At 43.7% G+C, this 26,580-nt stretch carries 21 protein-coding genes and 1 other RNA gene; 8 read left to right on the top strand and 14 right to left on the bottom strand.

Features of this window, described 5'->3' with window-relative positions; translation table 11 throughout:
• Positions 1 to 19 precede the first annotated feature (19 nt).
• From EYR97_RS01150 to EYR97_RS01120, 7 genes are all read right to left on the bottom strand, one after another.
• Positions 20 to 1,321 (bottom strand): Xaa-Pro peptidase family protein, encoded by a 1,302-nt coding sequence (locus tag EYR97_RS01150; protein WP_131092011.1) that lies wholly within the window; start codon positions 1,319 to 1,321, stop codon positions 20 to 22.
• Positions 1,322 to 1,376: 55 nt separating this feature from the next.
• The gene (locus EYR97_RS01145) at positions 1,377 to 2,252 is read right to left on the bottom strand and encodes a DMT family transporter (RefSeq protein ID WP_131092010.1); all 876 of its coding nucleotides are present in this window, start codon (positions 2,250 to 2,252) and stop codon (positions 1,377 to 1,379) included.
• A 21-nt stretch (positions 2,253 to 2,273) separates the two neighbouring features.
• A complete protein-coding gene (locus EYR97_RS01140; protein ID WP_131092009.1) occupies positions 2,274 to 3,998 on the bottom strand; it encodes a M28 family metallopeptidase in 1,725 nt (574 codons plus the stop codon).
• Positions 3,999 to 4,122: 124 nt separating this feature from the next.
• The gene (locus EYR97_RS01135) at positions 4,123 to 5,295 is read right to left on the bottom strand and encodes an FAD-dependent monooxygenase (protein ID WP_131092008.1); all 1,173 of its coding nucleotides are present in this window, start codon (positions 5,293 to 5,295) and stop codon (positions 4,123 to 4,125) included.
• A gap of 65 nt (positions 5,296 to 5,360) precedes the next feature.
• Positions 5,361 to 6,716 (bottom strand): FAD-dependent oxidoreductase, encoded by a 1,356-nt coding sequence (locus EYR97_RS01130; RefSeq protein WP_131092007.1) that lies wholly within the window; start codon positions 6,714 to 6,716, stop codon positions 5,361 to 5,363.
• Between the two features lie 54 nt (positions 6,717 to 6,770).
• Positions 6,771 to 8,087: a Xaa-Pro aminopeptidase gene (pepP, locus tag EYR97_RS01125; RefSeq protein ID WP_131092006.1), complete on the bottom strand. Its 1,317-nt coding sequence runs from the start codon at positions 8,085 to 8,087 to the stop codon at positions 6,771 to 6,773.
• A gap of 106 nt (positions 8,088 to 8,193) precedes the next feature.
• Complete coding sequence (locus tag EYR97_RS01120) at positions 8,194 to 8,760, bottom strand: UPF0149 family protein (protein WP_131092005.1); 567 nt, start codon at positions 8,758 to 8,760, stop codon at positions 8,194 to 8,196.
• Between the two features lie 636 nt (positions 8,761 to 9,396).
• Here EYR97_RS01120 and ssrS point away from each other — a divergent pair.
• From ssrS to serA, 8 genes are all read left to right on the top strand, one after another.
• A non-coding RNA gene (ssrS, locus tag EYR97_RS01115) (6S RNA) lies at positions 9,397 to 9,579 on the top strand.
• A 21-nt stretch (positions 9,580 to 9,600) separates the two neighbouring features.
• Positions 9,601 to 10,497, top strand: a complete 897-nt coding sequence (locus EYR97_RS01110) for a ribokinase (RefSeq protein ID WP_131092004.1) — start codon at positions 9,601 to 9,603, stop codon at positions 10,495 to 10,497.
• Positions 10,498 to 10,520: 23 nt separating this feature from the next.
• Positions 10,521 to 11,462 (top strand): nucleoside hydrolase, encoded by a 942-nt coding sequence (locus EYR97_RS01105; protein ID WP_131092003.1) that lies wholly within the window; start codon positions 10,521 to 10,523, stop codon positions 11,460 to 11,462.
• A 79-nt stretch (positions 11,463 to 11,541) separates the two neighbouring features.
• Positions 11,542 to 13,158, top strand: coding sequence for a GAF domain-containing hybrid sensor histidine kinase/response regulator (locus EYR97_RS01100; RefSeq protein ID WP_131092002.1), 1,617 nt, complete (start codon positions 11,542 to 11,544; stop codon positions 13,156 to 13,158).
• A gap of 83 nt (positions 13,159 to 13,241) precedes the next feature.
• The gene (locus tag EYR97_RS01095; RefSeq protein WP_307722604.1) at positions 13,242 to 13,811 is read left to right on the top strand and encodes a 5-formyltetrahydrofolate cyclo-ligase; all 570 of its coding nucleotides are present in this window, start codon (positions 13,242 to 13,244) and stop codon (positions 13,809 to 13,811) included.
• 201 nt (positions 13,812 to 14,012) lie between these two features.
• Complete coding sequence (locus tag EYR97_RS01090; RefSeq protein WP_131092000.1) at positions 14,013 to 15,011, top strand: hypothetical protein; 999 nt, start codon at positions 14,013 to 14,015, stop codon at positions 15,009 to 15,011.
• 245 nt (positions 15,012 to 15,256) lie between these two features.
• Positions 15,257 to 15,913, top strand: a complete 657-nt coding sequence (gene rpiA, locus EYR97_RS01085) for a ribose-5-phosphate isomerase RpiA (RefSeq protein ID WP_131091999.1) — start codon at positions 15,257 to 15,259, stop codon at positions 15,911 to 15,913.
• A 264-nt stretch (positions 15,914 to 16,177) separates the two neighbouring features.
• A complete protein-coding gene (gene serA, locus EYR97_RS01080; protein WP_131091998.1) occupies positions 16,178 to 17,407 on the top strand; it encodes a phosphoglycerate dehydrogenase in 1,230 nt (409 codons plus the stop codon).
• A 148-nt stretch (positions 17,408 to 17,555) separates the two neighbouring features.
• Here the strand turns inward: serA and EYR97_RS01075 are convergent, their stop codons facing one another.
• From EYR97_RS01075 to EYR97_RS01045, 7 genes are all read right to left on the bottom strand, one after another.
• Entirely contained in the window at positions 17,556 to 18,299 is a 744-nt protein-coding gene (locus tag EYR97_RS01075) for a YdiY family protein (RefSeq protein ID WP_131091997.1), read from the bottom strand.
• Positions 18,300 to 18,511: 212 nt separating this feature from the next.
• Positions 18,512 to 19,315 (bottom strand): YdiY family protein, encoded by an 804-nt coding sequence (locus EYR97_RS01070; RefSeq protein WP_131091996.1) that lies wholly within the window; start codon positions 19,313 to 19,315, stop codon positions 18,512 to 18,514.
• 162 nt (positions 19,316 to 19,477) lie between these two features.
• Positions 19,478 to 20,302, bottom strand: a complete 825-nt coding sequence (locus EYR97_RS01065; protein WP_131091995.1) for an HDOD domain-containing protein — start codon at positions 20,300 to 20,302, stop codon at positions 19,478 to 19,480.
• 86 nt (positions 20,303 to 20,388) lie between these two features.
• Positions 20,389 to 20,670 (bottom strand): DUF1289 domain-containing protein, encoded by a 282-nt coding sequence (locus EYR97_RS01060; protein ID WP_131091994.1) that lies wholly within the window; start codon positions 20,668 to 20,670, stop codon positions 20,389 to 20,391.
• A 195-nt stretch (positions 20,671 to 20,865) separates the two neighbouring features.
• On the bottom strand, positions 20,866 to 21,576 hold the full coding sequence (locus tag EYR97_RS01055) for an SIMPL domain-containing protein (protein ID WP_131091993.1): 711 nt from the start codon (positions 21,574 to 21,576) through the stop codon (positions 20,866 to 20,868).
• A gap of 195 nt (positions 21,577 to 21,771) precedes the next feature.
• Positions 21,772 to 24,894 (bottom strand): efflux RND transporter permease subunit, encoded by a 3,123-nt coding sequence (locus EYR97_RS01050; RefSeq protein WP_131091992.1) that lies wholly within the window; start codon positions 24,892 to 24,894, stop codon positions 21,772 to 21,774.
• A complete protein-coding gene (locus tag EYR97_RS01045) occupies positions 24,894 to 26,165 on the bottom strand; it encodes an efflux RND transporter periplasmic adaptor subunit (RefSeq protein WP_131091991.1) in 1,272 nt (423 codons plus the stop codon). The genes EYR97_RS01050 and EYR97_RS01045 overlap by 1 nt, the downstream gene beginning before the upstream one ends.
• Between the last annotated feature and the right edge of the window lie 415 nt (positions 26,166 to 26,580).

Here is a 26,580-nt window from a genome sequence, read left to right as displayed (position 1 = left end):
TGCTTAAACATTGTGCCATCTAAACGATAAGTTTTTGCAAACGACCTAAAGGCTCCGCTAGGCTTTTTGGCGGCTCGGTGAAATAGACGGGGCCGTTATCGGTCATGTATAGACAGTCCTCTAAACGCACACCGAACTCTCCGGGAATATACAACCCGGGCTCATTAGAAAAACACATGCCTTTGTTCAGCAATGTACTTTCACCACGCACAAAGTTCACACTCTCGTGCCCTTCCATACCGATACCGTGCCCCGTTCTATGACTTAAGCCCGGTAATGCATAGTCTTTGTCATACCCTTTACTTGCATAGTAAGTGCGTACGGCATCATCTACCTTACCCGCGGGTTTACCCAATTGAGCTGCTGCATACGCCACGTTTTGCCCTTCGCGCACAGTATTCCACACATCTTCAATTTTGCTCGATGGTTTACCAAAAACCAATGTGCGGCTGATATCGCTTTGGTAGCCATGCACGCTACAACCGCTATCAAGTAATACCACAGAGCCATTGCGAATGACCTGCTTGGCATTAGTCCCGTGAGGATATGCGCTGGCGTCATTAAACAAGGCCAAACACCATGCACTGCTGCCACCTAATTGGTGTTGCGCCGCGTTCATTAACCCCTTAACGTCCTGCTGCGACATACCTTCTTGTAATCGGCTAAACACGTGTTCGTAGGCGCGAAGGGTAACTTCATTGGCCTTGTGCATTAGTGTTAATTCAGCCGCACTTTTATACATTCTGCAACCAAGGGTAATGGGCTCTGCTGGTACAACAGTCATGTTGGGAAGCGCTTTTGAAACCCCATTTACAACAAAGTAGCGCACTGTGTTTTCAAACCCAATATTGCCACTTTTTATCCCGCGAGACTTAAGAATGTCGGCAACCACATCAAACGGGCTTTCGTGCTCTTGCCATACGCGAACATCATCACCCAATTTTAACGATTCCAGCACACTGGGCTTTTCAAAAAACGGCGTTACTACGGCGATATCACCTTGTCGCGGAATAACTACCGCAGTTAGCCGTTCACTACGCCACCACTGAATACCGGAAAAATAATCCATTGCAGCACCAGGCTCTAATAAAATGGCGGCGATGTTGTGGGTTTTCATCAGTGCTTGAGCTTTAGCTATTCGCTCGCGGCGCTCTTGAACACTAATAACATCTACGTTTCCTGTGATGTCACGCAAGGTGGTTTCATCGGTACTGGTTTTTACGGCTACATTTGATGTGCCAGCCATTGATGCAAGTGGCGACGCAATTGGTGAAAGCGCCAAACCAACGCCGGCCAATTTAAGAAAATGTCGTTTATTCATTATTATTCCTGTCTGATTCATTATTTTTTATTTTTGCTATTTATTATTTCTGCTTTTATGCCCACATAACCATGACAGCCGCAGCACCAATAAGCAGTAACCCCGTAATCTCTCGTCGACCAACCGCATTTTTAAGCCAATAGTGAGACAACAATAGCGTTAGAATAACCTCAAGCTGGCCAAGTGTTTTAACCAAGGCCACATGTTGAAGTGCCATGGCAGTAAACCAGCAGATAGAGCCTAAACAACTTATCAGGCTGATGGTCATTACCTGTGTTTTAGCGTTCAAAAGTTGTTTAACAACAAAGGGGCTTTTAACGCTAATGTAAACACATAAGCTAATTGCTTGAATACAGAGAACCCACAACAACACCCAACCAGCAGCATGTTCAAGTGGAATAGATAGAATATGGCTTGCTTCACGTGCTAACAGCGAGGTCATGGCAAAACACGTACCGCACGCTAAGCCAATTAAAATGGTTTTCGGGCTAACCGCTTTGATGTGCATACCACTACTAAGTAAGACAACGGCCACGCCCCCTACTAATATGCCAGCCCACCCTAGTAATGATAGGTGGCTGCCGAAAAACATGGCCCCTACAATACCAGCTACCAATGCTTCGCTTTTCGCAAGACCAGCACCAACGGCAAAATTTCTTTGTTTAAATAGTGCAATCATTAAGTAAGTGGCAGCAATTTGAAGCAAGGCCGCACACAACACAATGATGATAAACGACAACGTAAAACTGGGAATGGACTGGGGTTTAATGTGGTAAAGCGCAAATAAATAGGCAATCGCAATAGGTGGCGCAAAAAGAAAGCGCGAAAGCGTAACGCCTGCGGTGTCTACTTGGCTACTTAGCTGACTTTGAAGGGCATTGCGCGCGGTTTGGAAAATTACCGCGCACACTGTCAATACAACCCAGTTCATAACACTAACTGGCCAGCGTTATTACTTCGCTGCCTTAGATAATTTAGCATCGCTACGGTCGTTTTCTCGCTTAGTTTTGAAGTCTGACTCACGCTTCCAAAATGGCCACATATTGCCGCTTGCGTAGTAGTCCATCATGTTGCCAATTAAGACTAAATCTTGCGCTACGCCACCTAGCGTCCAACTTGGTAAATAATCATCAGCTGCCTTGTGATAGCGATTGGCAATAAAGCTGGGGTCGGTATCACCTAAGCTCATAAATAACATAGACGGCACACCTTGCTTAGCAAGGGCAAAATGATCAGAGCGAAAGTAAAGGCCATTTTGTGGGCGAGGGTCTAGCTTCACTGTTCGACCCTGCAACGCTGCCGCATTGACCAAGTCATCTTCTATCGATGAATAACCATCACCATATTGAAGCACATAATCGACGCCATCATTCACGTTCATGCCATCAATATTGAGAAACGCTACCATATTAGCAGTAGGAATAGGCGCGTTATTAGCGAAATAGTCTGCTCCCAACAAGCCCGTTTCTTCGGCCGTAAATGCACTGAACATGAGAGTTCTTGGCATAGCGTTTTGCTTTTGCTGCTTCACAAAATGATTAGCCAGTGTCAGTACCCCAGCCACACCCGATGCGTTATCTACCGCACCGTTATATATGGTAGTAGTGCCATTCTTTTCTACCTTACCCAAATGGTCCCAATGAGCGTGTAACATCACCCATTCTTCAGGTCGACTGCTACCTTCTAAAATAGCGGCCACATTTTGTGATTCAGCATGAGTGATATGGTTATTGAAACTCAACGTGGTTTTAATATTTAAGGGAATAGCTTTGAAACCCGGTTTGGCGGCTTTTGCCTTAAGTGAGGCGTAGTCATGCCCTGTACTTTCGAATAACGCACGCGCCGCATTTAAATGTAGCCACCCCATCACGCCTACTTGCGAGGCGTTATTTTCGCTATCAACCAACGTAAATTTAGTATTGGAATTGGAGTTTTCCACTACACCCCAGCCATAGCCTGCAGGCATGGTTTCATGCACAATAAATACGGCTTCAGCACCCTGTCGTGCTGCTTCTTCATACTTGTATGTCCAACGACCGTAGTAGGTCATGGCATTACCTTGAAACAGGTTGGGATCTTTTGAAGCAAACCCAGGATCATTAACCAGCATGACCACCGTTTTGCCTTTTACGTCAACGCCCGCATAATCGTTCCAGCTATATTCAGGAGCATTGATGCCATAACCTACAAAAATAACATCGCTATTATTTAAGGCATATTCATCAACGATGCGCTGTGTTCTAGCAGTAAACTCACTACCTGCAGCAAAAGTGTGCTCACCTATTTTAAGGGCTGTCATATCAACAGGGGTAATCTTGGCAAGAGGTACCGCTTGTGTGTAGCTATCACCAAAAGCTGGCTTTAAACCAAGCGCTTTGAAACTATCAACTAAGTACGCCACCGTCTTAGTTTCCCCTTCAGACAACGGTCCTCGCCCTTCGAACTCATCGCTAGCCAGTATTTTGGCGTGAGTGCGATATAAGTCCAAATCAACCGAGCTTACCGCTTTAACCGGCTGTGTTTTCAAATGGTTAGTTTGCTTTTCAACAGCCTGTGCAGACACAGAAGTTAACACGCTGGCAAGAGCGATGAGTGCAGACGAGATAAGGCATGAAGAATGAAATGGATTACGCAACGACGCCAAAGAGGGGCGTCTTAATTGAATATATTGGAGCATTGGTTGCCGTTTATAACAATTAAAAAAGGATACCTAAGGGTATCCCTATGTTTATGCTATCACAATGCTTAATCGTTCAATGTGCTGCTGAACCCGTTAAAGACTTACTGTACCCGTTAAAGGCTTAAAGCCCCATGGCATGACTGACAAATGCATTTTTAATTGCGCCCAATTTATCAGTAGTAGACAAGCCAATACCGCGAACCAGCTTTTTAATTGGATCATCACCATCAAATAAGAATTTAAAACCATCCATAGCCGCTATCATTTTCATGGCTTCTGTTTTACGGCTTCGTTCGTAACTGCGCAAATTCTTAAGTAACCCAATGTCTTTGCCTGCAAGCACAAGTTCTTGCAGTAAGGCGGCCAATGCCAGTGCATCTTGCATTCCCAAGTTAGCACCTTGGCCAGCAAGTGGGTGTATGGTGTGCGCGGCATCACCTACAAGTACAACTCCTTCCTTCGCCCACTGTCTGGCATAACGCATCGTCAGTGGAAACGCTGCACGTTCTGTTTCCAGCGTTATGGGGCCTAATACACTATTACAGGCTGCAGTAAGGGCATGACAAAAAGCGTCATCGTCTAACGTCATCAGTTCTGTCGCTTTTTGCGTGTGCTGAGACCACACAATTGAACACACATCACCCGATGCCATGGGCAACAAAGCGAGCGGGCCGGTGGGTGTAAATGCTTGTCGGGCCACACCATTATGAGGCTCACGGGTTTTAATATTGGCCACAATAGCAGTGTGTTCATAATCTTTAAACGTAATGGGAAGCCCAGATTCCCTCCTAACCAAGGAATTCGCACCGTCTGCGCCAACCAATAGACGACAACTTAACGCATCGCCATTATCCAACATCAGCATAGTTTGAAGCGGGCCCGCGAGTATACGTTCTATACCAGCGGTAATTTGCAATACGTTATTTTGCTGGGATGTGGCTTGTGCCAGTGCATTTACCAAGGCTTGATTTTCGACAATAACGCCCAGGGCGTCACTGCCTATGTCGTCACAGGAAAAGTTAATATCGCCAAAGCTGTCTTTATCCCATACGTGCATCGACGTATAGGGACTAGCACGGTCAGCTTGCACACCAGACCAAACATCAAACGCTTCAAGTGCACGAATATTTCCGTGATTAATTGCACTCACACGGGCAGTTGGCTTGGGCGCTAACGCTTGAAAAGATGGGTTCTTGTCAATTACAGCAACCGTTACGTCAACCGCTTTTAATGCAGCCGCCAAAGTTAAACCTACAATTGAGCCACCTACAATGGCAATATCAACATGTTGCATTTTCTGCTCTTATATAAATACGTAATCTGCACAACCGTAATAGTGCTTACACTTATTTGTGTAAATCAGCTAGGTATCACGGCACCATTGCCGTAGCCTGTTGTTTGCTTAACAAAAGCGGATTTAGCCGATGGCAGTAACCCCAACAGCAGTAATGAAATATTTCGCCCCATCACCGTAGGTGCAAAGCTATTTGAAAAGGTACGTACCAGTGTATCAGTAAGTAACATGGTGTTGTTCCTATCGGTAGTGCGGCACTTTGCATAGCGATGGATAATATCAAATGTGCCTGCATCGAAGTCAACGTCACCGTCAACAATAGCCTGTTGTTGATTCTCGCTTTGCAACTCATCAACCTTTACTTGGTTTATGCGCCACTGCTGCTTTGCTTCTTTTAAAGTTTCAACAAGGGTATGGATGTCTCTTAAGCCCAAGTTAAACCCCTGCCCCGCTATAGGATGTAGCGCTTGCGCTGCATTACCTACAACCAGCGTTCTATGCGCAGTCACATCGTCGGCAAACGTTAACGCAAGTGGGTAGGTTTCTTTGTTACTCACTCGCAATATTTTGCCTTGGCGATAGCCAAACTCTGATTGTAACTTACCTAAAAATGCACCATCGCTAAGCTCAAGTATTTGTTCTGCCTCATGTGAATTAACCGTCCACACGACAGAAAAACCGTTTCCTGAAGCGTTTACGCCACAAATATTGCTATCGAAAGGAAGAAACGCCAAAGGGCCTGTAGGCGTAAATCGCTCATACGCTTTGTTATTGTGGGGCAATTGGGTATGTACGTTAAATACGATGGCCGTTTGTTGATAGTCTTTAATGGTTTTGGTAATGCCAACTTGTTCTGCTAACCCTGAACGCCCACCATCGGCCAAAATGAGTAGTTTGGCTTTTAGCTCACGGTTATTACTAAGCACAACTGTGGTATGTGCTTTGTGCTGAATCAATGAGGTGACTTTAACAGGCGCGATATGTTCATAAGAAGTGCTGACGCTCATGGCCAATTGAGTTAGCGCGCGAAGTGAAACCACCTTGCCAAAGGCGTCGATACGATAATCATCACAGTCTAAGTCAACTAACCCCAAATGCCCTTGATCACTTACTTCAATATGCTTGATTTCAGGTGGGCGTTCGCCACCTTGTAGTTCGGATAGTGCATTGACGTCTATGCCTAAGTTTGCCAATTCATGCACTGTGCGTCTTGCAAGGGCTATCACTCGTGTATCTGACAATACTGGTTTGTCTTCGCACTTTGACGTTTCGGTATGCGTCGCCGTGAAGGTAACCTCTGCTTTTTGAGGCTGCGCGGCGTCAACAAGGGCAACGTTAAGCCCCACGTTTTCAGACAAACCTTTTGCTAACACAGCACCAACAATGCCGCCGCCCACTATTACTACATCTACCGCTGTCACTTAGGTTCTCTCACTGTCCTTTGTTTTATTTTTTAGTACTGTAAATCACTAGTGCTATCTAGAACTCGCCATAAGTGCTTCTATTTCTTCAATTTCTTTAGGAACATCAGCGGTAAGTATTTCTATGCCAGTTGCGGTTATAACAACATCGTCTTCAATTCTCACACCAATGCCTTTGTATTGCTCGGGCACATCACTGTCTTCACTGATATAAATACCGGGCTCAACGGTAATAACCATAGATGGTTTAAGACGTCTGTCTTCCCCTTCTATCTTGTAATTACCCACATCGTGAACGTCTAACCCCAAATAATGCCCTAACCCATGCATGTAGTAATCACGCCAAGTTTCTTGTTCAAGGTTTTCCGCCAGACTGCCTTGCAAAATACCAAGGTTAACCAAGCCTTCCGTAATAACTTCCGCGCTGTGCAGCATGGCCTCTGACAACGTTACACCCGGCCCAAGCATGGCTAACACACTTTGTTGCGCTTTTAGTACGACAGAATAAATATCCCGCTGCGGCTGACTAAACTTACCATTTGCGGGAAACGTTCTTGTGATGTCTGCAGCATACCCTTGATATTCTGCACCGGCATCGATCAAGATCAAATCACCGTCCTTTATTTCCGCAGCATTTTGGGTGTAATGCAAAATACAGGCATTTTCACCACTGCCAACAATGGTGCTATAGGCCGGAGAACGCGCTCCAGCCATAGCAAATTCGTGGTGAATTTCAGCTTCAAGTTGATATTCGAAGCAACCTGGTGAGGCATATTGCATAGCACGCTTGTGAGCGCGGGAAGATATTTCGCCTGCCGCTTTCATAACAGCCACTTCACAAGCCGACTTAAATAACCGCATCTCATGTAAAATAGGCCTGAAGTCATGAACAGAAACCGGCGCTAATGACTCTTTTGGCGCGTCTTGTAAGGTCGACATTGCTTCTTTGAAAAGCGCATCGTTGTCGCGGTTTTGCCCAAGCGCAAAGTACACACTTTGATGACCTTGAAGTGACTCAAGTAGCGCGTCTTCAAGCTCTTGTAATTCAAATGCCTCGTCTAGACTAAAGCGAGACAAAGCCGCCTCTGCCCCAAGGCGCTTTCCGCTCCAGATTTCTGCGCTTTTATCTTTCGCCGCTACCACCATAGCTCTGTAGCGCTCGCCATAACGCGGGTGGTTAGACAATATAAGCCATGCGCTTGGCTCTTCAAAACCGGTTAAATACCAAAAGTTGCTGTCTTGACGAAACAGGTAATCGGTATCCCGACTACGCGTGACAACGCTTGCCGCAGGAATAATACAAACACTGTTGGGTTCGCATTGGGCGAGTAATCTGTCTTGGCGTGCAATAAACTCTAGTGCACTGATCATAAGCGAAAACCTTCATACAACCAGAAATGAGACCAACGCAAAATACAGATTTTGAAAATTGAGCAGGCCATGTGGCTAATTAACCCTAAGCAGATACGAACATCTGTTAATGAACTGAAGGCGTATCTTGCTGATCATCAAGCAACGACTGCCCAAGTTCACTGAAACACAAAATTGCAGACACTTTAACGTATTCTATGACTTCAAATAGCGCTTTCTCTGATTCTTCATCCGCTTCCATGGGCTCTTCCATTCGCGCGATATCTGCAAAGTCTTCTAGCGCTTCTTTTACGTCTTCAGAACATTGCATTAAATCTTGCTGATGCAAACCAAAACCCAACATAAACCCCTGAACCCAATTAATGAGCGCAGTGCCTCTATCGTTTATTGGCGCGTGATCTTCCGGCAGTAATAACTGCAAGGCGAATTCTGGCTCAAGAAGTTGCTGACAGGTTTGGTTAAATAAACTATTAAGTGTGAAGGTAGCTTGATCGTTAAATGTATCTCCTTGATTAATAGTTTCACTTAACGCTTCCAGCCACTTCTGATCGGTGAGTGACATACCACCACAAAGCATACCGCACAAAATGCCGTGCACTTCTGCACCATCTACAATAATGCCATGCTGAGATAGCTTGTTGCTTACACTGTCGTAATCGAGCTGTTTATCCACAAAAAATTCTCTGTTGAAATATAAATGAGTTTAAAGGCGCTGGTTGCATGACTAAGCAGCACTATTAATGTCGCTACTAGTTTGCACCATGAAATAAGAAACACCTTTGTACACGTTGTGTCTAATACTAGCAAAATTCATTAGGTAACGCCTACTTTAGCAATATTTGGTTATTGGAAGTGAAAGGTTTTAATACGCTCCCTTTCTTCTTTGATTCAAAAGTAATCGGGTTGCTTACTCGCTGAACAAACAAATGAAAGAATCTACTTTTTGCGCCTCATTCACTGGCAACCTCCCTACATTTCATCTAGACTTTCGCCCACTGGATAAGGATTTCCATTCGCAACCGTCAGGTTAAGAAAGTACGATATTCACCGAGCAAACTTTGCTGTTTTCGTGAATATTGAGCTTATTGAAGATGCGTGTATAATTGCTGACCAACTGGTCAAGAATACTTTCAATTCTTTTAGCAGTAATACGAGCCTGAATAACGTTTAACATTAAACTGCGTACAGCAAAAATCGAATAAATTTCGACAGGCTCATTAACACTACGCAAAATTGTTTCTCGGCGTTTAGTACGACCCTCTTCAATGGGCCGCGCGTTTGATATACCCTGTTGCGTTTAATATAACAATGTTTCCTGGGATGTTTGCTAGTTCATTCATGTCCCTGGCCGATGCTTTAAACCTAGGAAGTTGAAACGATGACTATTGTGCAAGCTCGACGCGTATCGAGAAGCCTACGGTTGTTGTGATGCTTCCGCCCTGAACTTTTCGGTTCACGGGCGAAACATGGACAGCGGCATTCTGGGAAGCGCCCTCTTTCGACGGAAGAAGAAATGGCAATAATAAATTTTGGATCGATCAATATTGACCACGTTTATCAGGTAGAGCACTTTGTGCAACCTGGAGAAACACTGGCATCAACCCACTATCAAACATTGTTAGGTGGCAAGGGTGCAAACCAATCTATTGCTCTCGCTCAAGCGGGCGCTGATGTGCGTCACGTGGGCAGCGTTCACGAGAACGACGCTGCGTTTAAACAAGCGCTAATCAAAAAAGGCGTAGATTGTCGCGGTGTAAAATGCTCTGAAACCCCTTCAGGTCACGCTATAATTCAAGTTACTCCAAGTGGCGAAAACGCCATTGTGCTGTTTGGCGGTGCTAACCAAACCATTACCGCAAAAACCGTTATGCATGCGTTAAACGACACAAGACCGTCTGATTGGGTTCTTACGCAAAACGAAACCAGCAGTATTGAAGAAATACTTCGTCAAGCCAAAGAAAAACAGCTTAAAGTGGCATTCAACCCTGCCCCTATGAGCGAGTCGGTTAAACGCCTACCTCTTGAATGTGTGGACTTGCTGATAGTCAACGAGACTGAAGCTGCCGCCATCACAGAACAAGAATCACTAGAAGATATTGTGGCTGTGTTCAAAGAACAGTGGTCGCACTGCGAAGTAATCATTACATTGGGTAAAGCTGGTGTAATGATGCTGCGTAAAAACGATGTTATTGAAGTAAAAGCATTCTCTGTTGACGCTGTAGATACCACTGCTGCAGGCGATACCTTTATCGGGTATTTTCTTTCGGCATACAGCAACCACACTGATGCTAAACAAGCATTGAGACGTGGCTGTGCAGCTTCAGCTATTGCGGTTACCCGCGAAGGCGCAGCACAGAGTATTCCAACGCAAAAAGAAGTGGATCGTTTTCTAGCGAAACACGCGAAGTAGCAAACTGCATTAGAGAATAATTTATGGCACATAAAATCATTTTAGATACAGATCCGGGTATTGATGATGCAATGGCGATTTTCTTCGCTTTTCAATCTCCTGACATTGAAGTACTCGGCTTAACAACAGTATACGGTAATGTTCCGGTTACTATGGCTGCGCAAAACGCATTAACTCTGTGCGAAATTGCTGGCAAAGACATTCCTGTTACTAAGGGTGTAGGTATGCCTTGGGTTGGACCTGAGTCTACCTATGCACACTTTGTTCACGGTGAGCACGGTTTTGGTCACATGAAACCAGAAGCACCAAAAACACAATTAGACCCGCGCAGCTCTGCGCAGTTTATTGTAGACATGGCACGTAAATACCCGGGCGAAATTACCCTTGTTGCTATTGGCCCATTGGGTAACCTAGCATTAGCACTTCGCCTAGAGCCAGAATTACCTAAGCTTGTAAAAGGCGTGAGCATTATGGGTGGTGCTGCATTTGTACCTGGTAATGTTACACCTGTCGCCGAAGCCAATATTTGGAATGACGCGCACGCTGCTGAAATTGTTTTTGCTGCCGACTGGGAGCTAACAATGTTTGGTCTTGACGTAACGAACTACGTGCCATTTGCACCAACGTTTGTAGATGTACTTGCTGAGAAAAATCCAAAATTGGGCAGCTTTGTACAAGAAAGTGCACAGTTCTACATGGACTTTTATTCTCAGAATCGTGAAGAGCGCGTATGTTTCTTCCACGATGCCTTCCCAATTGCGCACCTTATAAAGCCTGAATTATTTGAGCTTACTGAAGGTCATGTGCGCGTAGGCACAGGTACACTGGACAGAGGACAAACTGTTGTAGCGCCTAAAGGTACAACGCCCAGCCCACTGTGGAACGAAGCCAACACCATTAAAGTAGCCACTAAGGTAAACCACGGTGAATTAGAGCAATTATTCATCGATACCTACGCACTATAATTGCCTTGTGATAATCTTAAGGGGAATGTGGTAACACATTCCCCTTTTTTATTGTCTAAAAGGTTGAGATAAAAAGGTCATGAAGTCTGCGCCAATACCAAGAAACGAGAAAGAACGGGTACAGGAACTCCTAAGTTATGACGTGCTCGACACAGATGAAGAACAATTGTTCAATGAATTGACCTTACTTGCTTCACAAATATGCGATACGCCCATCGCTTTAATCAGCTTAGTAGATCCCAACCGTCAATGGTTTAAGTCTCGTATTGGACTAGATGCCTGTGAAACTTCCCGTGAAATCGCATTCTGTTCTCACGCTATTTTGCAAGAGGATGTATTTGAGGTACAAAACGCACTGGAAGATAACCGCTTTCATGACAATCCCTTGGTAGCAGGGCCTCCTGACATCCGCTTTTATGCTGGCGCCCCACTCATAACACCTTCAGGATACGCCATAGGAACTCTGTGTACGATAGATACTAAACCTAAAGCGTTAAGCGATGCGCAAAAGGCATCGCTAAAAACACTTAGCAAGTCCGTAATTGCACATTTAGAGCTAAAAAGAAAAAACAAAGAGCTGGAACGAACAAACCAGTTCAAATCAGATTTTCTTTCCTATGTTAGCCACGAAATCAGAACGCCACTCAATGCGATTAATACGTTTAGTCATTTACTCGAAGCCGAAGCAAAACAGCTTTCACTACCCGATAACTTTGTTACGCCTTTATCTCATGTAACCAAAAGCGGTGAACGCTTGCTTGAGATAGTTAACTCAGTGCTGGATATCAATCAAATTGAAGCGGGTAAGATGCATGTTTTGCCAAGAGCGGTAAACACAGAAGATTTTTTTGCTCACCTTTTTTCACTCGCAAGTATTCGTGCACAAGACAGTAATATTCAATTTTCGTCAAGCATTGACGCATCTGTTCCCGACTCGCTGTTTTTTGACGATACCAAATTTAGCCAAATTGCCCTCAATTTGTTACTAAATGCCATTAAATTTACGCCATCCGGTAAAGCTGTTCGTACTAATGTTAAATACAAAAATGGCAACCTTGTATTTACTGTGGTCGATGAAGGTATAGGTATAAGCGAGGAAGATCAGAAACGCTTGTTTGCTCCATTTGAACGCATGGAGAATGCCCAACAAATTAAGGGGACAGGGCTGGGTCTGAACATTTCAAAACGTCTGACTGAACTTATGAAAGGCCATATTAAGGTAAGTAGTAAGCTAAACGAAGGCACCCGAATTAGTTTGACCTTACCGGTCAGTGAATTAAGTGCGAATCAATATATCGATGAACAGCCCATAGACTTAGTTGCACAAGTATTTGAAAACAAGAATGCCAATGTATTGGTGGTAGAAGATCACTATATTAACCAAGCGGTGATCAAAGCACTCTGTGACAAACTGTCTGTACCTGTCACCATTGTATGTACCGGTGAAGAAGGCATTGAGTATGTTAACACTCATGCTGTTGATTTAGTTCTAATGGATATCAATCTACCCGGTATTCAAGGCGATGAAGCAACGGTAAAAATCAAATCTACCTTTCCATCGCTACCTGTTATCGCGCTAACCGCAGATGTCATTATTGAAACTGATACTCTTCGAGAAAAGGGGTTTGACGCTGTGCTAACAAAGCCTATTGACAGTACACAACTGGTCAATACACTAAATCACCACCTTAAATGACTTTACTTTTTGTATAAACCACCGTGACCTTAAATTCTCATTTATCAAATGAAAAAGCATCCACTTCATCTCAACGTGCGCACTTGCGAAAAGCCTTACGTGTAGCCCGAAAAGCGCTTTCCGTTAACGAGCAAGAATATGCAGCACAAGCGATAGCAGAACAACTATCCTCATTTATCGCGCTCGCTCGTCCTATGAATGTTGCGGCTTATCTCTCAAATGATGGTGAAGTAAACCTCATGCCTTATATTGAACATCACTGGCAATGCTCTGAACATATACAGTTTTCACTGCCTGTTTTACACCCTGTGTGCCAAGGCCACCTGCTGTTTCTTGAATATGCGTCGCAAACGCATATGGTAAAAAACAAATACGGTATAGAAGAGCCCGTATTAGCTTGCCAACAAGTTGTCCCCACCCAACAGCTCGATATTATTCTTATGCCGCTTGTAGGGTTTGATAAATTAGGAAACCGCCTTGGTATGGGTGGCGGCTATTATGACAGAACCTTGGCATTTACGCGCAAGGTTGAACAAAAGCCCATGCTTATCGGTATTGCGCATGATGTGCAAGAAGTTGACGCATTACCAATTGCGCCGTGGGACATTCCCCTTGATGCTATCGTTACTCCAACACAAACTTTAGTGCTTTAATTCAAGCTAATGCCCAACACTGTCTTACCGTCTGCGTAAAGTGGCGAAGTTGACTAGTTATTCGTCATTTCTGTTAGTCTGAATTGGTGAATTGCGTACTTTAATTAAAGATACAACACTAACACCTTGTTTTATATGCTTTTTTATTATTGGCTTTCATATTGCTTTAGTCCTTTTGGTAACAAGAATAAGGACAACAATATGTATACTGATGAAGATTTAACGCTTGCCGTTCAGCACCACGTACTCAAACAATCCGATGTAAAACAATTTCAGCAGTTTATTGAGAAAAGCCGAAACAGCCATTCGGTAGATGAAGAGAACTTTCGATTAATTAACGGTTTTAATGATATTTTTGTCGTTATTTCCAGTGCATTGCTTCTAGCTTCATTGGCTTGGTTAGGCTATGCAGTTACTCCACCACTTGGTGGGATTGCAGTAGCCGCCGGCTCTTGGGTATTAGCCGAATACTTTGTATATAAACGCCGCATGGCATTACCTGCCATTGCCTTACTCCTTTCTTTTCTTTTGGGGCTTTTTGCTACCCCCATTTTGTTTCGACCCGAAGTAAAAGAAATTGCCTTTATTGGCTCGGGATTACTTACTACCTTTGGTGCTATTGCCCACTGGATACGCTTTCGCGTACCTATCACCGTTGCCGCAGGTGCCGCCACGCTTACCGCTGGTATTGTAGCAACAGTGCTTTATCTATTCCCTGCAACCTTGTTATTCATTAATCACATTGTATTAGGATTTGGGTTGTTGCTATTCGGCCTAGCTATGTATTGGGACAGCAAAGATACAGCAAGACAAACCCGTGCATCAGACGTGGCATTCTGGTTACACCTTATTTCAGCACCTATGATTGTGCACCCTATATTTCAAAGCTTAGGCGTACTTGAAGGCAGTGGCGACATGTTCATTTCGCTAGTTGTTTTAGCTTTGTACGTGTTACTGGCACTTATCTCTATCGCCGTTGACCGTCGTGCAATCATGGTGTCAGCATTAACCTATGTGGTGTATACCTTCTCAGCATTAATGGAAGACTTCGGCATGGTAACCTCAAGTTTTGCCGTAACTGGACTATGTATTGGTACATCTTTGCTATTACTTTCCGCTTATTGGCACAACTGTCGCCGCTGGGTTCTAAAACTTGTTCCCCATCAAATGCAATTAAGGCTTCCTGAAGCAAAAGCCTAAAAAGGTCTAAGACAAACACGTAGCATTGATAACGCAGCAAGCCTTTTACTTGCTGCGTTTTTTCTTAAAGTGTTTTTACTTACCGTGTTTTTACTTACCGTATCTTAACTGGCTTTACTTTTTTTAATGTCGTGCCAGCTCATCTTTGATTTGCATCTTGAATATAACAAAATTGATATTGCTTTGAGGTGGGTTCAATTGGCGATATCGGTTACACTTCACGCAATAATTTCTGGAGAGTAACCATGGATCAAAACGCAAAGAAACAAGCTGTAGCAAAGGCCGCTATCGACTACGTAGAGCAAGACAGTATTGTCGGTGTAGGCACAGGTTCAACTGTTAACTTCTTCATTGAAGAGCTAGGCAAAATAAAGCACAAAATTGAAGGTGCGGTTTCAAGCTCTGAAGCGTCCACTGAACGCCTAAAAGCATTGGGTATTGAAGTATTTGAACTAAACGATGTGAGCGACTTATCAGTTTACATTGATGGCGCCGACGAAGTCACCGAACACAAGCATATGATTAAAGGTGGCGGAGCAGCCCTAACCCGTGAAAAAATTGTCGCAGGTGTTGCAAAAACATTTGTGTGTATTGTGGATGAAAGCAAGCGCGTTCCTGTTCTAGGCGAATTCCCACTGCCAGTAGAAGTCATTCCTATGGCACGTTCTTTTGTAGCAAGAGAATTGGTTAAGCTTGGTGGCGATCCAGAATATCGACAAGGTGTGGTTACCGATAATGGCAATGTTATTATCGATGTTCACAATTTAGAAATATTGAACCCACGTGAACTTGAGCAGAAAATCAACAACATACCAGGCGTTGTAACCAATGGCATTTTTGCCCTGCGCGGTGCAGACATTGTCCTTTCTGCTACCGACAACGGCGTAGAAACGTATAAATAAGAAACATCGACTAAATACTACTTTCAACTTTTGGTGTTTTCTGATAATTTCCGTTTAGACGTCTAGATGTCTTAACGAAATTCATTGATGATGCGGCGAGAATACAGTAAATGTCAGCAAATAAGAGCAGCTAACTAACCAAGCAAGTAGTTATATTGATAGTTTTATAGGTACTTGTAATTAGTGACCATGTAGTGAGAACAAGGCGATGGTAATAAGGTATTTTAATACCATCCAAATACATCAGCGAGAGATAGCGAGTCCATGAGCAAAGTTTCATTAGAGAAAGACAAGATCCGAATTTTGTTACTAGAAGGTGTTCACCACAGTGCATTGGAAACACTTAAAAGCAACGGTTACAGCAACATTGAGTTTCTTAAGACATCGCTTCCAGAAGACGAGTTAATAGAAAAGATTAAAGATGCACACTTTGTCGGTATTCGCTCTCGTACTCAAATTACCGAAAATGTCGTTGAAGCAGCGCAAAAGTTGGTTGCGATTGGCTGTTTCTGTATTGGAACAAACCAGGTTGATCTGGAAGCAACGCAGCGTCGCGGCATTCCTGTTTTCAATGCCCCTTTTTCGAATACTCGCTCGGTGGCTGAATTAGTATTAGGGCAAATTATTCTACTACTTCGCCAAGTGCCTAGTAAAAACGCCAAAGCACACCGTGGTGAATGGGAAAAAACCGCAGTCGGCTCCTATGAGGCACGCGGCAAAACACTGGGTATTATTGGTTACGGCCACATCGGTACACAGCTTAGTATTCTTGCTGAGCACCTTGGTATGCGTGTTCAATTCTTCGATATTGAAGATAAACTCGTGCTGGGTAACTCTGCACAGGTTAAATCGCTAGAGAAATTGTTAAGTACCTCTGATGTTGTCTCACTTCATGTTCCTGAAACGCCGCAAACGCAAAACATGATTGGCGCCGAGCAGCTTTCTCAAATGAAAAAAGGCAGCATTTTAATCAATGCGTCTCGCGGAACTGTTGTGGATATCGATGCGTTAGCAAATGCGTTGGAAACGGGTCACCTAAATGGAGCTGCCATTGACGTATTCCCTGTGGAGCCAAAGTCGAACACAGAAGAGTTCCAATCGCCGCTTCGCAAATTCGACAATGTTATCCTGACACCACACGTAGGTGGTAGCACGCAGGAAGCACAAGAAAATATCGGTATTGAAGTAGCAGGTAAATTAGCGAAGTACAGTGACAATGGCTCTACATTGTCTGCCGTTAACTTCCCTGAGGTATCCTTGCCAGAGCACACTGGCCGTTCGCGCTTATTGCATGTGCACAAAAACCAGCCAGGTATTCTTACACAAATTAACCAAGCCTTTGCAGAAAAAGGCATCAACATTGAAGCACAGTACCTGCAAACCAATGCTGAAATTGGTTACGTGGTAGTGGATGTCAAAGAAGATCGCGGTTATGAAGCGCTGGCCGAATTACAGCAAATTGAAGGTACAATCAAAACCCGTATTCTTCATTAATATCACTAAGCCTGTAGAGCGCATATAGATTACATCTTGATGCGCGCTACACACCATATATAAAAAAACGCTGCCTAGTTAATATTGCCTAGTGCAGCGTTTTTTATTTTTATCATGGGTTTGACAAGTATGTTGAAATAAACTGTGTTTAGAAGAAATTGTAAACCAAGCTAACTGCTGTTTCAGTGTCTAGCTTCTCAACATTGTTCGCAACGTTACTGTTGTGGTCAAGTTTGAACGACAAACGCATTGAAAGGTTACCGCTAATGGTGGCGGTTAATGCTGACTCAGCTCTTGATTTGGTATTGTCAGAACCGATTTCAGTACTTACTGTTTGTGTAAACTTGGCAGTATCCGAAATCTTCCACGAATATGCAGACGATGCACGAACAATCACACTATCGAAGCTTTCACCGTCTTGGGTTTCAATAAATGAATAACCCGGACCAATTGAGTACTCTAAAGTATGCTTTTTGCTTTTTAATACTTTTTGGTTCCAACCCGCAGCGATTGTGGCTTGATAATTAAAGTTACTGAAGCGGTCGTCTTCGTATGAAGCAAAGCCAAACAAGCGATAATCAGGATTTTCTAGCTTGTAGTTACCTTGCGCAGAAGCAAAGAATTTTTGCGCTGAAGTAAACTCAACATCTTCACCATCAGAGCCTTCAACCGTCTCTTGCTTATACAAGCCTTCGATGGCGTAGTCGTTACTCCAATCTTCTAGTTCTTGGTGCGCATTGATACCAGCGGTAATTGACGTTGTTTCAGTGTTACCCGTTGTAGAGATGAAACCAAGCTCACCTTCCATCGTAAACGGCTTTACGTCGTCTTCAGCGAATACAGCTGGCGTGAGAGAAATTGCAACTAAAGATGCAAGCACTTGCTTTTTCATTGAACAATCCTATTGATTATCGATCCATTTATTGTACTTACACCTAACATATTGTTAGGCGGTACAACGCAAAATTGTGAAGACACTCTCTTCCAAAGGTGCTGATATTATAACCAACACCCAAACGAGTGGCGCAGTGTAACGACTTTACATACGCAGTCAATGTATTAGCGCTAAAAAGCCCTATCTTGAAGGGTATATCAAGTATGTTGCTAGAAAAACTGGTAAACCAAAGCGACCGAGGTTTCGGTACTGAGTGGATCAACGTTCTCGGCTGTATCCGTCTCGTGATTCAAAATAAACGACAACTTCATCGCTAAAGAGCCAAAAACATTTGCCGACAATGACGTTTCTGAACGCGATTTGGTATTTTCGTCACCCGCTTCAGTACTTACAAACTGTCTTAGTTTCGCCCCAGAACTCCAGTGATATTTATATTCAGCAGAGGCACGAACAATAATGCCGTCATTGACCAAATTATCATTCGCAGATTCTGCTTCAATAAAGGTATAACCCGGCCCAATACTGTAACGAAACTCACTGTCTTCATCCCGCCATAGTCGTTGCGACCACCCAGCAGCCAGTGAAGCTCGATGATCATAACCAGTAAATTGATCGTCTTCATAGTCACCGTACATAAAAAGACGGCGGCCAGGTGTATGTAATTTGTAGTCAAATTGAGCACTGGTATAGAAGCGCTGTGCACTTACATTTCGTTTAGTTGTGGCCGTACCACTTTCCTTATAAAGAAGCTCGGAAAAATAAACGCTGGACCAGTTTTGAGTCTCATGATCTGCATTAACGGCAGCTTTGACGCTGGCAGCCGACGTATTGCCAGTGTTAATCAATACGCCTAGCTCGCCATCAAGACTAAAACGAGGAATTTCATCATCAGTGTCAGACGAAAAATCAGCGTGATATAACGTTTGAATGAGATCTTTCGCATGTACTGTAAAGTTCGCGCAAAAACACGCAATGACAAATAAAGTTATGCGAAAAACAAGTTTATTGAACATGTTCAGATTTACGTTTTGTTTATCGTTATTAGTTTACGCGTTTGCTAGCGCCTAACCAAACCAAGCGCCGCATGGCCATAGATACGTTAAATAAGGCCAATACTAAGACTAAAACTCTTTGCTTTACTGTTTAACTTGCTAGCGACATTATTCGAACAGAGACTATTGAATAAGTGATGAGACCTTACTTGTCTCTACTTCCGCATACTCTGCAGAGTTATTAATCACTTCCATATCTAAATCAATGTTATTTGCTATCTCAGATGTAAACAGTGCAATGTCACCATATCTTTGGGACTCTAGTTGATTGATGGTTATGCGACTCGCTAACGCAAGTACACTAACATCAACGTCAACCGCTTGGCGACTAACATCATTCATATGCGTCACCGGGTAATAAAGCCCTAAAGGAAGTTTCCAGTTTTCCAGTATGATACCGCTGCAATGTGCAAACGTAAAACCAAAATGTGACGCTTGCCTATCCCAAGGTAACGCATCTTTTTCATCATTTAAATAAGTTGTGTAGCGCTTAGGCGCGCGTTTAGCGACAACTAATTCACTTAAATTCTGCAGCATTCCCATGACAAAGAATCGTTCAGCACCACGCAAATTCAAGCGCATCGCCAAGCTTTTTGCCACCATACCGCAGTAAACCGAAGCATTCCAATGCTTATCGATGTCGATGAGGTCAGTTTGAAAACGTTTAAATGCCGTACTTGCCGTCTCGGCTATTACTAAGTTATACAGCGCTTCTCCACCAATCACATTAATGGCTTTTGAGACAGACTCTATCTGTGATGGAAACCGAAACAGTGAACTATTCGCCAATCGCAATACTTTGGCTGTCAGTGACGGGTCAATACCTATTAAGTTACCGATATCATCAGCACTTGAACGCGGATCATCCAAGGTAGCACGCAGGCGAATACAAACATCTGGAAGCGTAAATGATTTAGCGGCAAACGCTGCGTATTTTTCTAACAACATCAAATAACTCTCAACTTATAATATAGGCCATTGCCTTCATCATGGCTTCCCACACTAATTGGCAATGGGTAATTGCGTATTGCAGTTTACTGGGGCTCATCAAACAACGAGAATTGTTCACCACTGTCGTTATTGTCTGACATCCCCTTTTTGCGTTCACGAGCTAAAACCGCTTGCTTCCTTCTTGCGCACGCACTAACAATTTTACGCTTTGTGGCATCATCAACCTTTAGCCAGTACAAACGTTCATCTCTACTGCGAAAGCACCCTTTGCAAAATCCGCGAGGGCCTGATTCACACACACCAATGCAAGGGCTAGGAATGTCAAAAAATTCCAATTGCTCTGCATGAGGATTGTGCTCTGTCACGTCAATTACTCGCGTTTTACAAAAGGTCTGAATGAAGTTGGTACATACATCCTTATCTAAACAATAGTAAACGTCTACTCAAACACGCTAACTTTCGTCACAATTATACATCAGTACCGTTATATTGTTAGCGAGTAAGGGTTTTCTAAGCACACAAAAGTTATAAATTTATAAACCACACAGCTAACGGGTAGCTTAGTCAATTAGGGTATAATCTATGGTTGATACCACACGCACTTTCTTAATGTGTGGATGATGACTATCGCGACTACTTATACTGAATTGACCTTGATTGGCCCGTTTGATTTTGCCAAGTGTGCTCTTTGAATCCATTGCAAATTTCTCTGCAACTTCTCTGGCATTGAGCGTAGCTTCTTCAATCATAGCTGGCTTCACTTCATTTAAGCGGGTAAACACATAATCAGGTTGAGCGCGATAGCTTTGCTCAGAGAGAACAACGCCCGTTTTTATTAACTCACCAATTTGCTGCATCAGCAGCCTTACTTTTTCAACCTCTTCAGAAAAAACCGTCACTGTTTGAATAGCACTATAACGAAATGGCGCACCGTCGTTGCTGCCATATTGCTGTGCAAGCTTGTCAGTAATCTCCGGTTTACCAATAGTAATACTTTCTTCTGATACACCTTTACTTTTCAGAAAGTTAGCGACATTTTGACTATTCTTAGCAATGTTGTCATAAAGCGCGGGTAAATCATTACCTGCATCGACAAACTGAATGGGCCAAATTACTTGATCAGCAATGTACTCTTTTTCAGACAAGCCCTTTACCGTTACAACCCTGTCCCAGGTTTGCATGTCATTTACCGCTGAAGATAGGGTTGACCCTAATAAACCTAACGCCACTATCATTCCAAGGGCAATAATACTTGCCGCACCTACTTTCATTTGTATCTCCTTTGTAAAACCTGCTTGTATAAAAAACAGGTAATTGCACATCGATGCCTTTAAAGCTAACTCACAATATAAGCTTTCAAGTTGTATAAAACGAGATGAAACCTGCTCAATGGTGGCAAAAAAAAGGCCACTCAAATGAGTGGCCAAAAGGAGCCCCATACGGGGCACGCTTGGGTAGACGGGTAATTAACCTTTGCGTTTCAACAAGTAATAAAATACAGGTGTAAGAATTAAGCCAAAGAAGGTTACGCCAATCATGCCAGAGAAGACGGCGACGCCCATGGCTTGACGCATCTCTGCCCCAGCACCAGTAGAGATAACCATTGGTAGTACCCCCATAATGAATGCTATAGATGTCATCAATATTGGGCGAAGACGCAAACGACTTGCTTCTTTGATGGCTGACAGTGCATCCATGCCGTTGTCTTGAAGTTCTTTGGCAAATTCGACAATCAGAATTGCATTCTTAGTCGCAAGACCTACCAATACAATAAGTCCAATTTGGGTAAAGATATTGTTGTCTCCACCGTAAACTTGAACACCGATGAGCGCGCTTAGTAATGTCATTGGTACAATGAGAATAATTGCCAGTGGCAAACGCAGACTCTCGTATTGCGCAGCCAGAACTAAGAACACCAGCAACACAACCAATGGAAAAACAAAAGCCGACGCATTACCCGCTAGAATTTGCTGATAGGTCAATTCTGTCCATTCGTAAGTCATCCCCAAAGGTAGCGTTTCTGCCAAAATTTCTTCAATAGCCGCTTTCGCTTGGTCTGATGAATACCCTGGTGCTGCTGCGCCATTCACTTCCGCAGTAATATAACCGTTGTAATGCATAACTCGGTCTGGGCCTGCACTGTGCTCAATGTTTAAGAATGAGCCCAATGGGATCATTTCACCCTGTGTATTGCGAATTTTGAACTGGGTAATGTTCTCTATATCTTGACGATATTGCGCATCAGCTTGCACATTTACCTGATAAGTCCGGCCAAATAAATTGAAGTCATTTACATAAAGTGAGCCCAGATAAGCTTGAAGCGTGGTAAACAAGGTATCGATATTTACGCCTTGGCTAACCGCTTTCTCGCGATCCACATCGACATCGAGCTGAGGTACAGCAACAGTAAAACTGGTGAAAGCATCAGTAAGTGCAGGGTGAGCCCATGCTTTGCCAATTACTTCTTGTGTTACGCGCTCCAGTTCTTCAAATCCGAGGTTACCTCTGTCTTCAATTTGAAGGCGGAACCCGCCAATTGTACCTAATCCCATCACCGGTGGCGGTGGGAAAATAGCAACAAACGCGCCTTTAATAGAACCGAAATTCTGGTTAAGCTGCGCCGCAATGGCCCCTCCAGACAAATCTGGCGTAGTTCTTTGATCAAAGCTAGTTAGTGCGGCAAATAACACGCCCGAGCTTGGACTATTAGTGAACCCATTGATGTTAAGACCAGGAAAGGCTATTGCATCTTCAACGCCAGGGTGCTCCATTGCAATACGCGACATTTCACGCATCACTGCTTCTGTTCTATCAAGACTTGCCGCATTAGGTAGCTGAGCAAATGCAACTAAATACTGTTTATCCTGAGGCGGCACATAGCCTGTCGGTGTATTAGCAAACTGGAAGTAAGTTAACCCCAACAACCCCGCGTATAACACCATTACAATGCTACTTTTACGAACAAGGCCACCCACAGCGCCCGTGTACTTCTTTGCGCCACGGTCAAAGAATCGGTTGAACGGTGCAAAGATGAAACGACCGAATACTTTGTCCATACCTTGAGTCAGCCAATCATTTGCTTTACCGTGAGGCTTCAATAACAGTGCAGACAATGCAGGACTTAGTGTTAGCGAGTTAATTGCAGATATTACAGTTGAGATAGTAATAGTAAGAGCGAACTGTTTGTAGAATTGTCCCGTTAAGCCACTCATAAATGCCGTTGGAACAAATACCGCTGCCAATACTAATGTTGTGGCAATAATAGGCCCAGTCACTTCTTTCATAGCTTGTACGGTAGCTTCAAATGGCGCTTTGCCTTCTGAAATATTACGCTCCACGTTTTCCACTACAACAATAGCATCGTCAACAACAATGCCTATAGCCAATACCAAGCCAAACAGTGATAACGCGTTTAGTGAAAATCCCATCAATTGCATGAACGCAAATGTACCGACCAAAGAAATAGGTACTGCAACTAACGGTATTATTGATGCACGCCACGTTTGAAGAAACAGCACAACAACCAGTACCACCAGCAGTATTGCTTCTAAAAGCGTTTTGACTACTGCTTCGATTGAACCGCGAACAAATACGGTAGGATCGTACGCGATTTGGTACTCCAGCCCATCGGGGAATACTTTCGATAACTCTGCCATGCGAGCGCGCACATCATCAGATATTTGGATCGCATTAGAGCCAGGTGCTTGGAAAATAGGTATGGCAGCCGCTGCGTTATTGTTGATTAACGAACGTAGAGCATAAAAATCTGAACCAAGTTCTATTCGAGCCACGTCTTTAAGGCGCGTGATTTCACCGTTTGAACCTGTTTTGACAATAATATTTTCAAACTCAGTTTCGTCTTTTAAACGACCGCGCACATTGATAAGCAGCTGAAATTCACTGGTTCCGGTTGGTTGCGCCCCAAGACTTCCCGCTGCTGCTTGTTGGTTTTGATCGGCAATCGCACCAATAACATCACCTGGGTTCATTTGTAGTGCGGCAAGCTTATTGGGATCTAACCACACACGCATACTAAACTCACCTGCGCCAAACAAACGCACCTGACCTACGCCATCAATACGCGCCAATTCATCTTTGACGAATTGATCAGCATAGTTCGACAGATACAACATGTCATAACGATTATCAGGCGACGTTAGGTGAACAACCATGGTTAAATCGGGGGATGATTTTTCGGTTACTACACCCAATCGCTGTACTTCTTGTGGAAGACGAGGCGTAGCGCGATTTACTCGGTTTTGTACCAAGGTCGTTGCTTCATCAGGATCGGTTCCAATAGCAAACGTTATGGTTAATGTCATACGTCCATCACTGGTTGCCTGAGAAGACATGTACAACATGTTTTCGACACCATTGATTTCTTGCTCTAGGGGTGTTGCTACTGTTTCAGCGATAATTTCTGGGTTTGCACCTGGGTAGTTGGCTGTAACCACTACGGTGGGTGGCACTACTTCAGGATATTCTGTTATAGGTAGCTGCCATACTGCAATGGCCCCTCCTATAAAAATCAGTAGTGACAGTACACCCGCAAAAATTGGGCGACTGATAAAGAATTGCGAAATGTTCATTACTTAAGACCTGCTGTAGCTGTGCTGGCAGAAAAAGTACCGCCAGACAAAACATCTTCAATCTGCGACATGTTGCTTGTTAATTCAGTAGCGCTATCTACACGAGACTGCCAATCAGACAAGTTAGCCAATGTTGCTTCATCACCCATAGGTACTTCGTTCGCCGCTACCGGAGCACCAGGGCGGACACGTTGAAGCCCATCAACAACAATGGTGTCATTGGCATGTAGACCATTTTTGATAATACGCATGCTGCCTATTTTGTCGCCCAGTGTAACTTCGCGGTATTCCACTTTGCTCTCGTCATTCACAACCAAAACAAATTTGTTGTTCAGGTCTGTGCCAATAGCACGCTCTTGAATAAGTATTCCTTGGTCAGTGGTATCACCCGCCAGTTTAAGATGGGCAAACAAACCTGGGATTAAACGCCCTTCTTCGTTGTTGAAAGCGGCTCTAACGCGAAGGGTTCCCGTGTTGCCGTTGACTTGATTGTCGATAAAATCAATTTGGCCCCAATGGTTGTATTCCGACTCATTAGCAAGTCGCATTGCCACTGGTTGTTCGTGCACTGCTGCTGACGCATTTTCGCCATTACTGATATAGTTTAAGTAAGTCTGCTCATCAATATCGAAATACGCATAAAGCTGGTCAGTCGATACAATACGAGTAAGCTCTGTTTGACCTGCAGTGACAAAGTTACCTTCGGTGATATTAGCGCGAGAAATACGACCTGAAATAGGCGCTTCAACACGCGCGAAACCACGATTTAGGCGAGCCACTTCAAGTGCTGCTTGTGTTTGATTTAAGCTAGCTAAAGCTTGGTTTTTCTCGGCAAGACGCGCATCAAGCACTTCTTCTGATACAGCTTGAGTTTTACGAAGCTTGTGAGCTCGGTTGTAGTTTTGCTCAGCAAGTTGAACACGGCTTTTCGCCTCTTCAAGCTGTGCTGTTAGGCGAGATACTTCAGCTTTAAACGTGCGATTATCGATAAGAAACAAGGTTTGACCTTGCTCTACAAACTCACCTTCTTTGAATGCAACAAAGTCGATGTATCCTGAAACTCGTGGACGAAGGGCCACAATTTGTGGAGATTCCAATCGACCGGTGAAGTTATCCCACTCTGTTAGGCGTTGCGATACAACAGTTGCAACATCAACAGGGACACCTGCATTTGCATGCATCATCTGACTAGGATCCTGCTCGTCACTACCGCATGCAGCGACAAGCGCAGTTAGGCTAACGATGGCCAATAAACGGGTAAAAGTTTTCATTGCAAGATTCTCTCTAACGGTTCTGCTAAATTCGATGAACGCATTATGGAGGAGCTCAAACAATAAAAATAATTATCTTTTAATATGAAACACATCACATCATGTTATATATTAAAAAACAGACAACCAGAGCTAGCTCATTGAAAGGTGAATTGATAGAAAGCTCACCATTGTCTTTTAAAATAACCTTATATGAAGCAGTAACTTAGGAAACTCGTGTGATACGAGACTACAGGTTGACACTGTTATTCGTCGCATTCATTTGATAGGTGAATGTATTTAGATATAACCTATAATTAAACTTTACTAATGTGATATTTCAATTGTCAGAAATAAGAGTAGAAAACCCTCTACCGCATGGATGCGGTAGCGGAGCTCCCATGGACGGGTTTACGGCGAGTTTACAGAGTGCTTT

The sequence above is a fragment of the Alteromonas sp. KUL42 genome, assembly GCF_006538325.1.
GTDB lineage: Bacteria > Pseudomonadota > Gammaproteobacteria > Enterobacterales > Alteromonadaceae > Alteromonas.
Note: the sequence above shows the minus strand (reverse complement) of the source record. Positions and strands in the feature narration are given on the sequence as shown.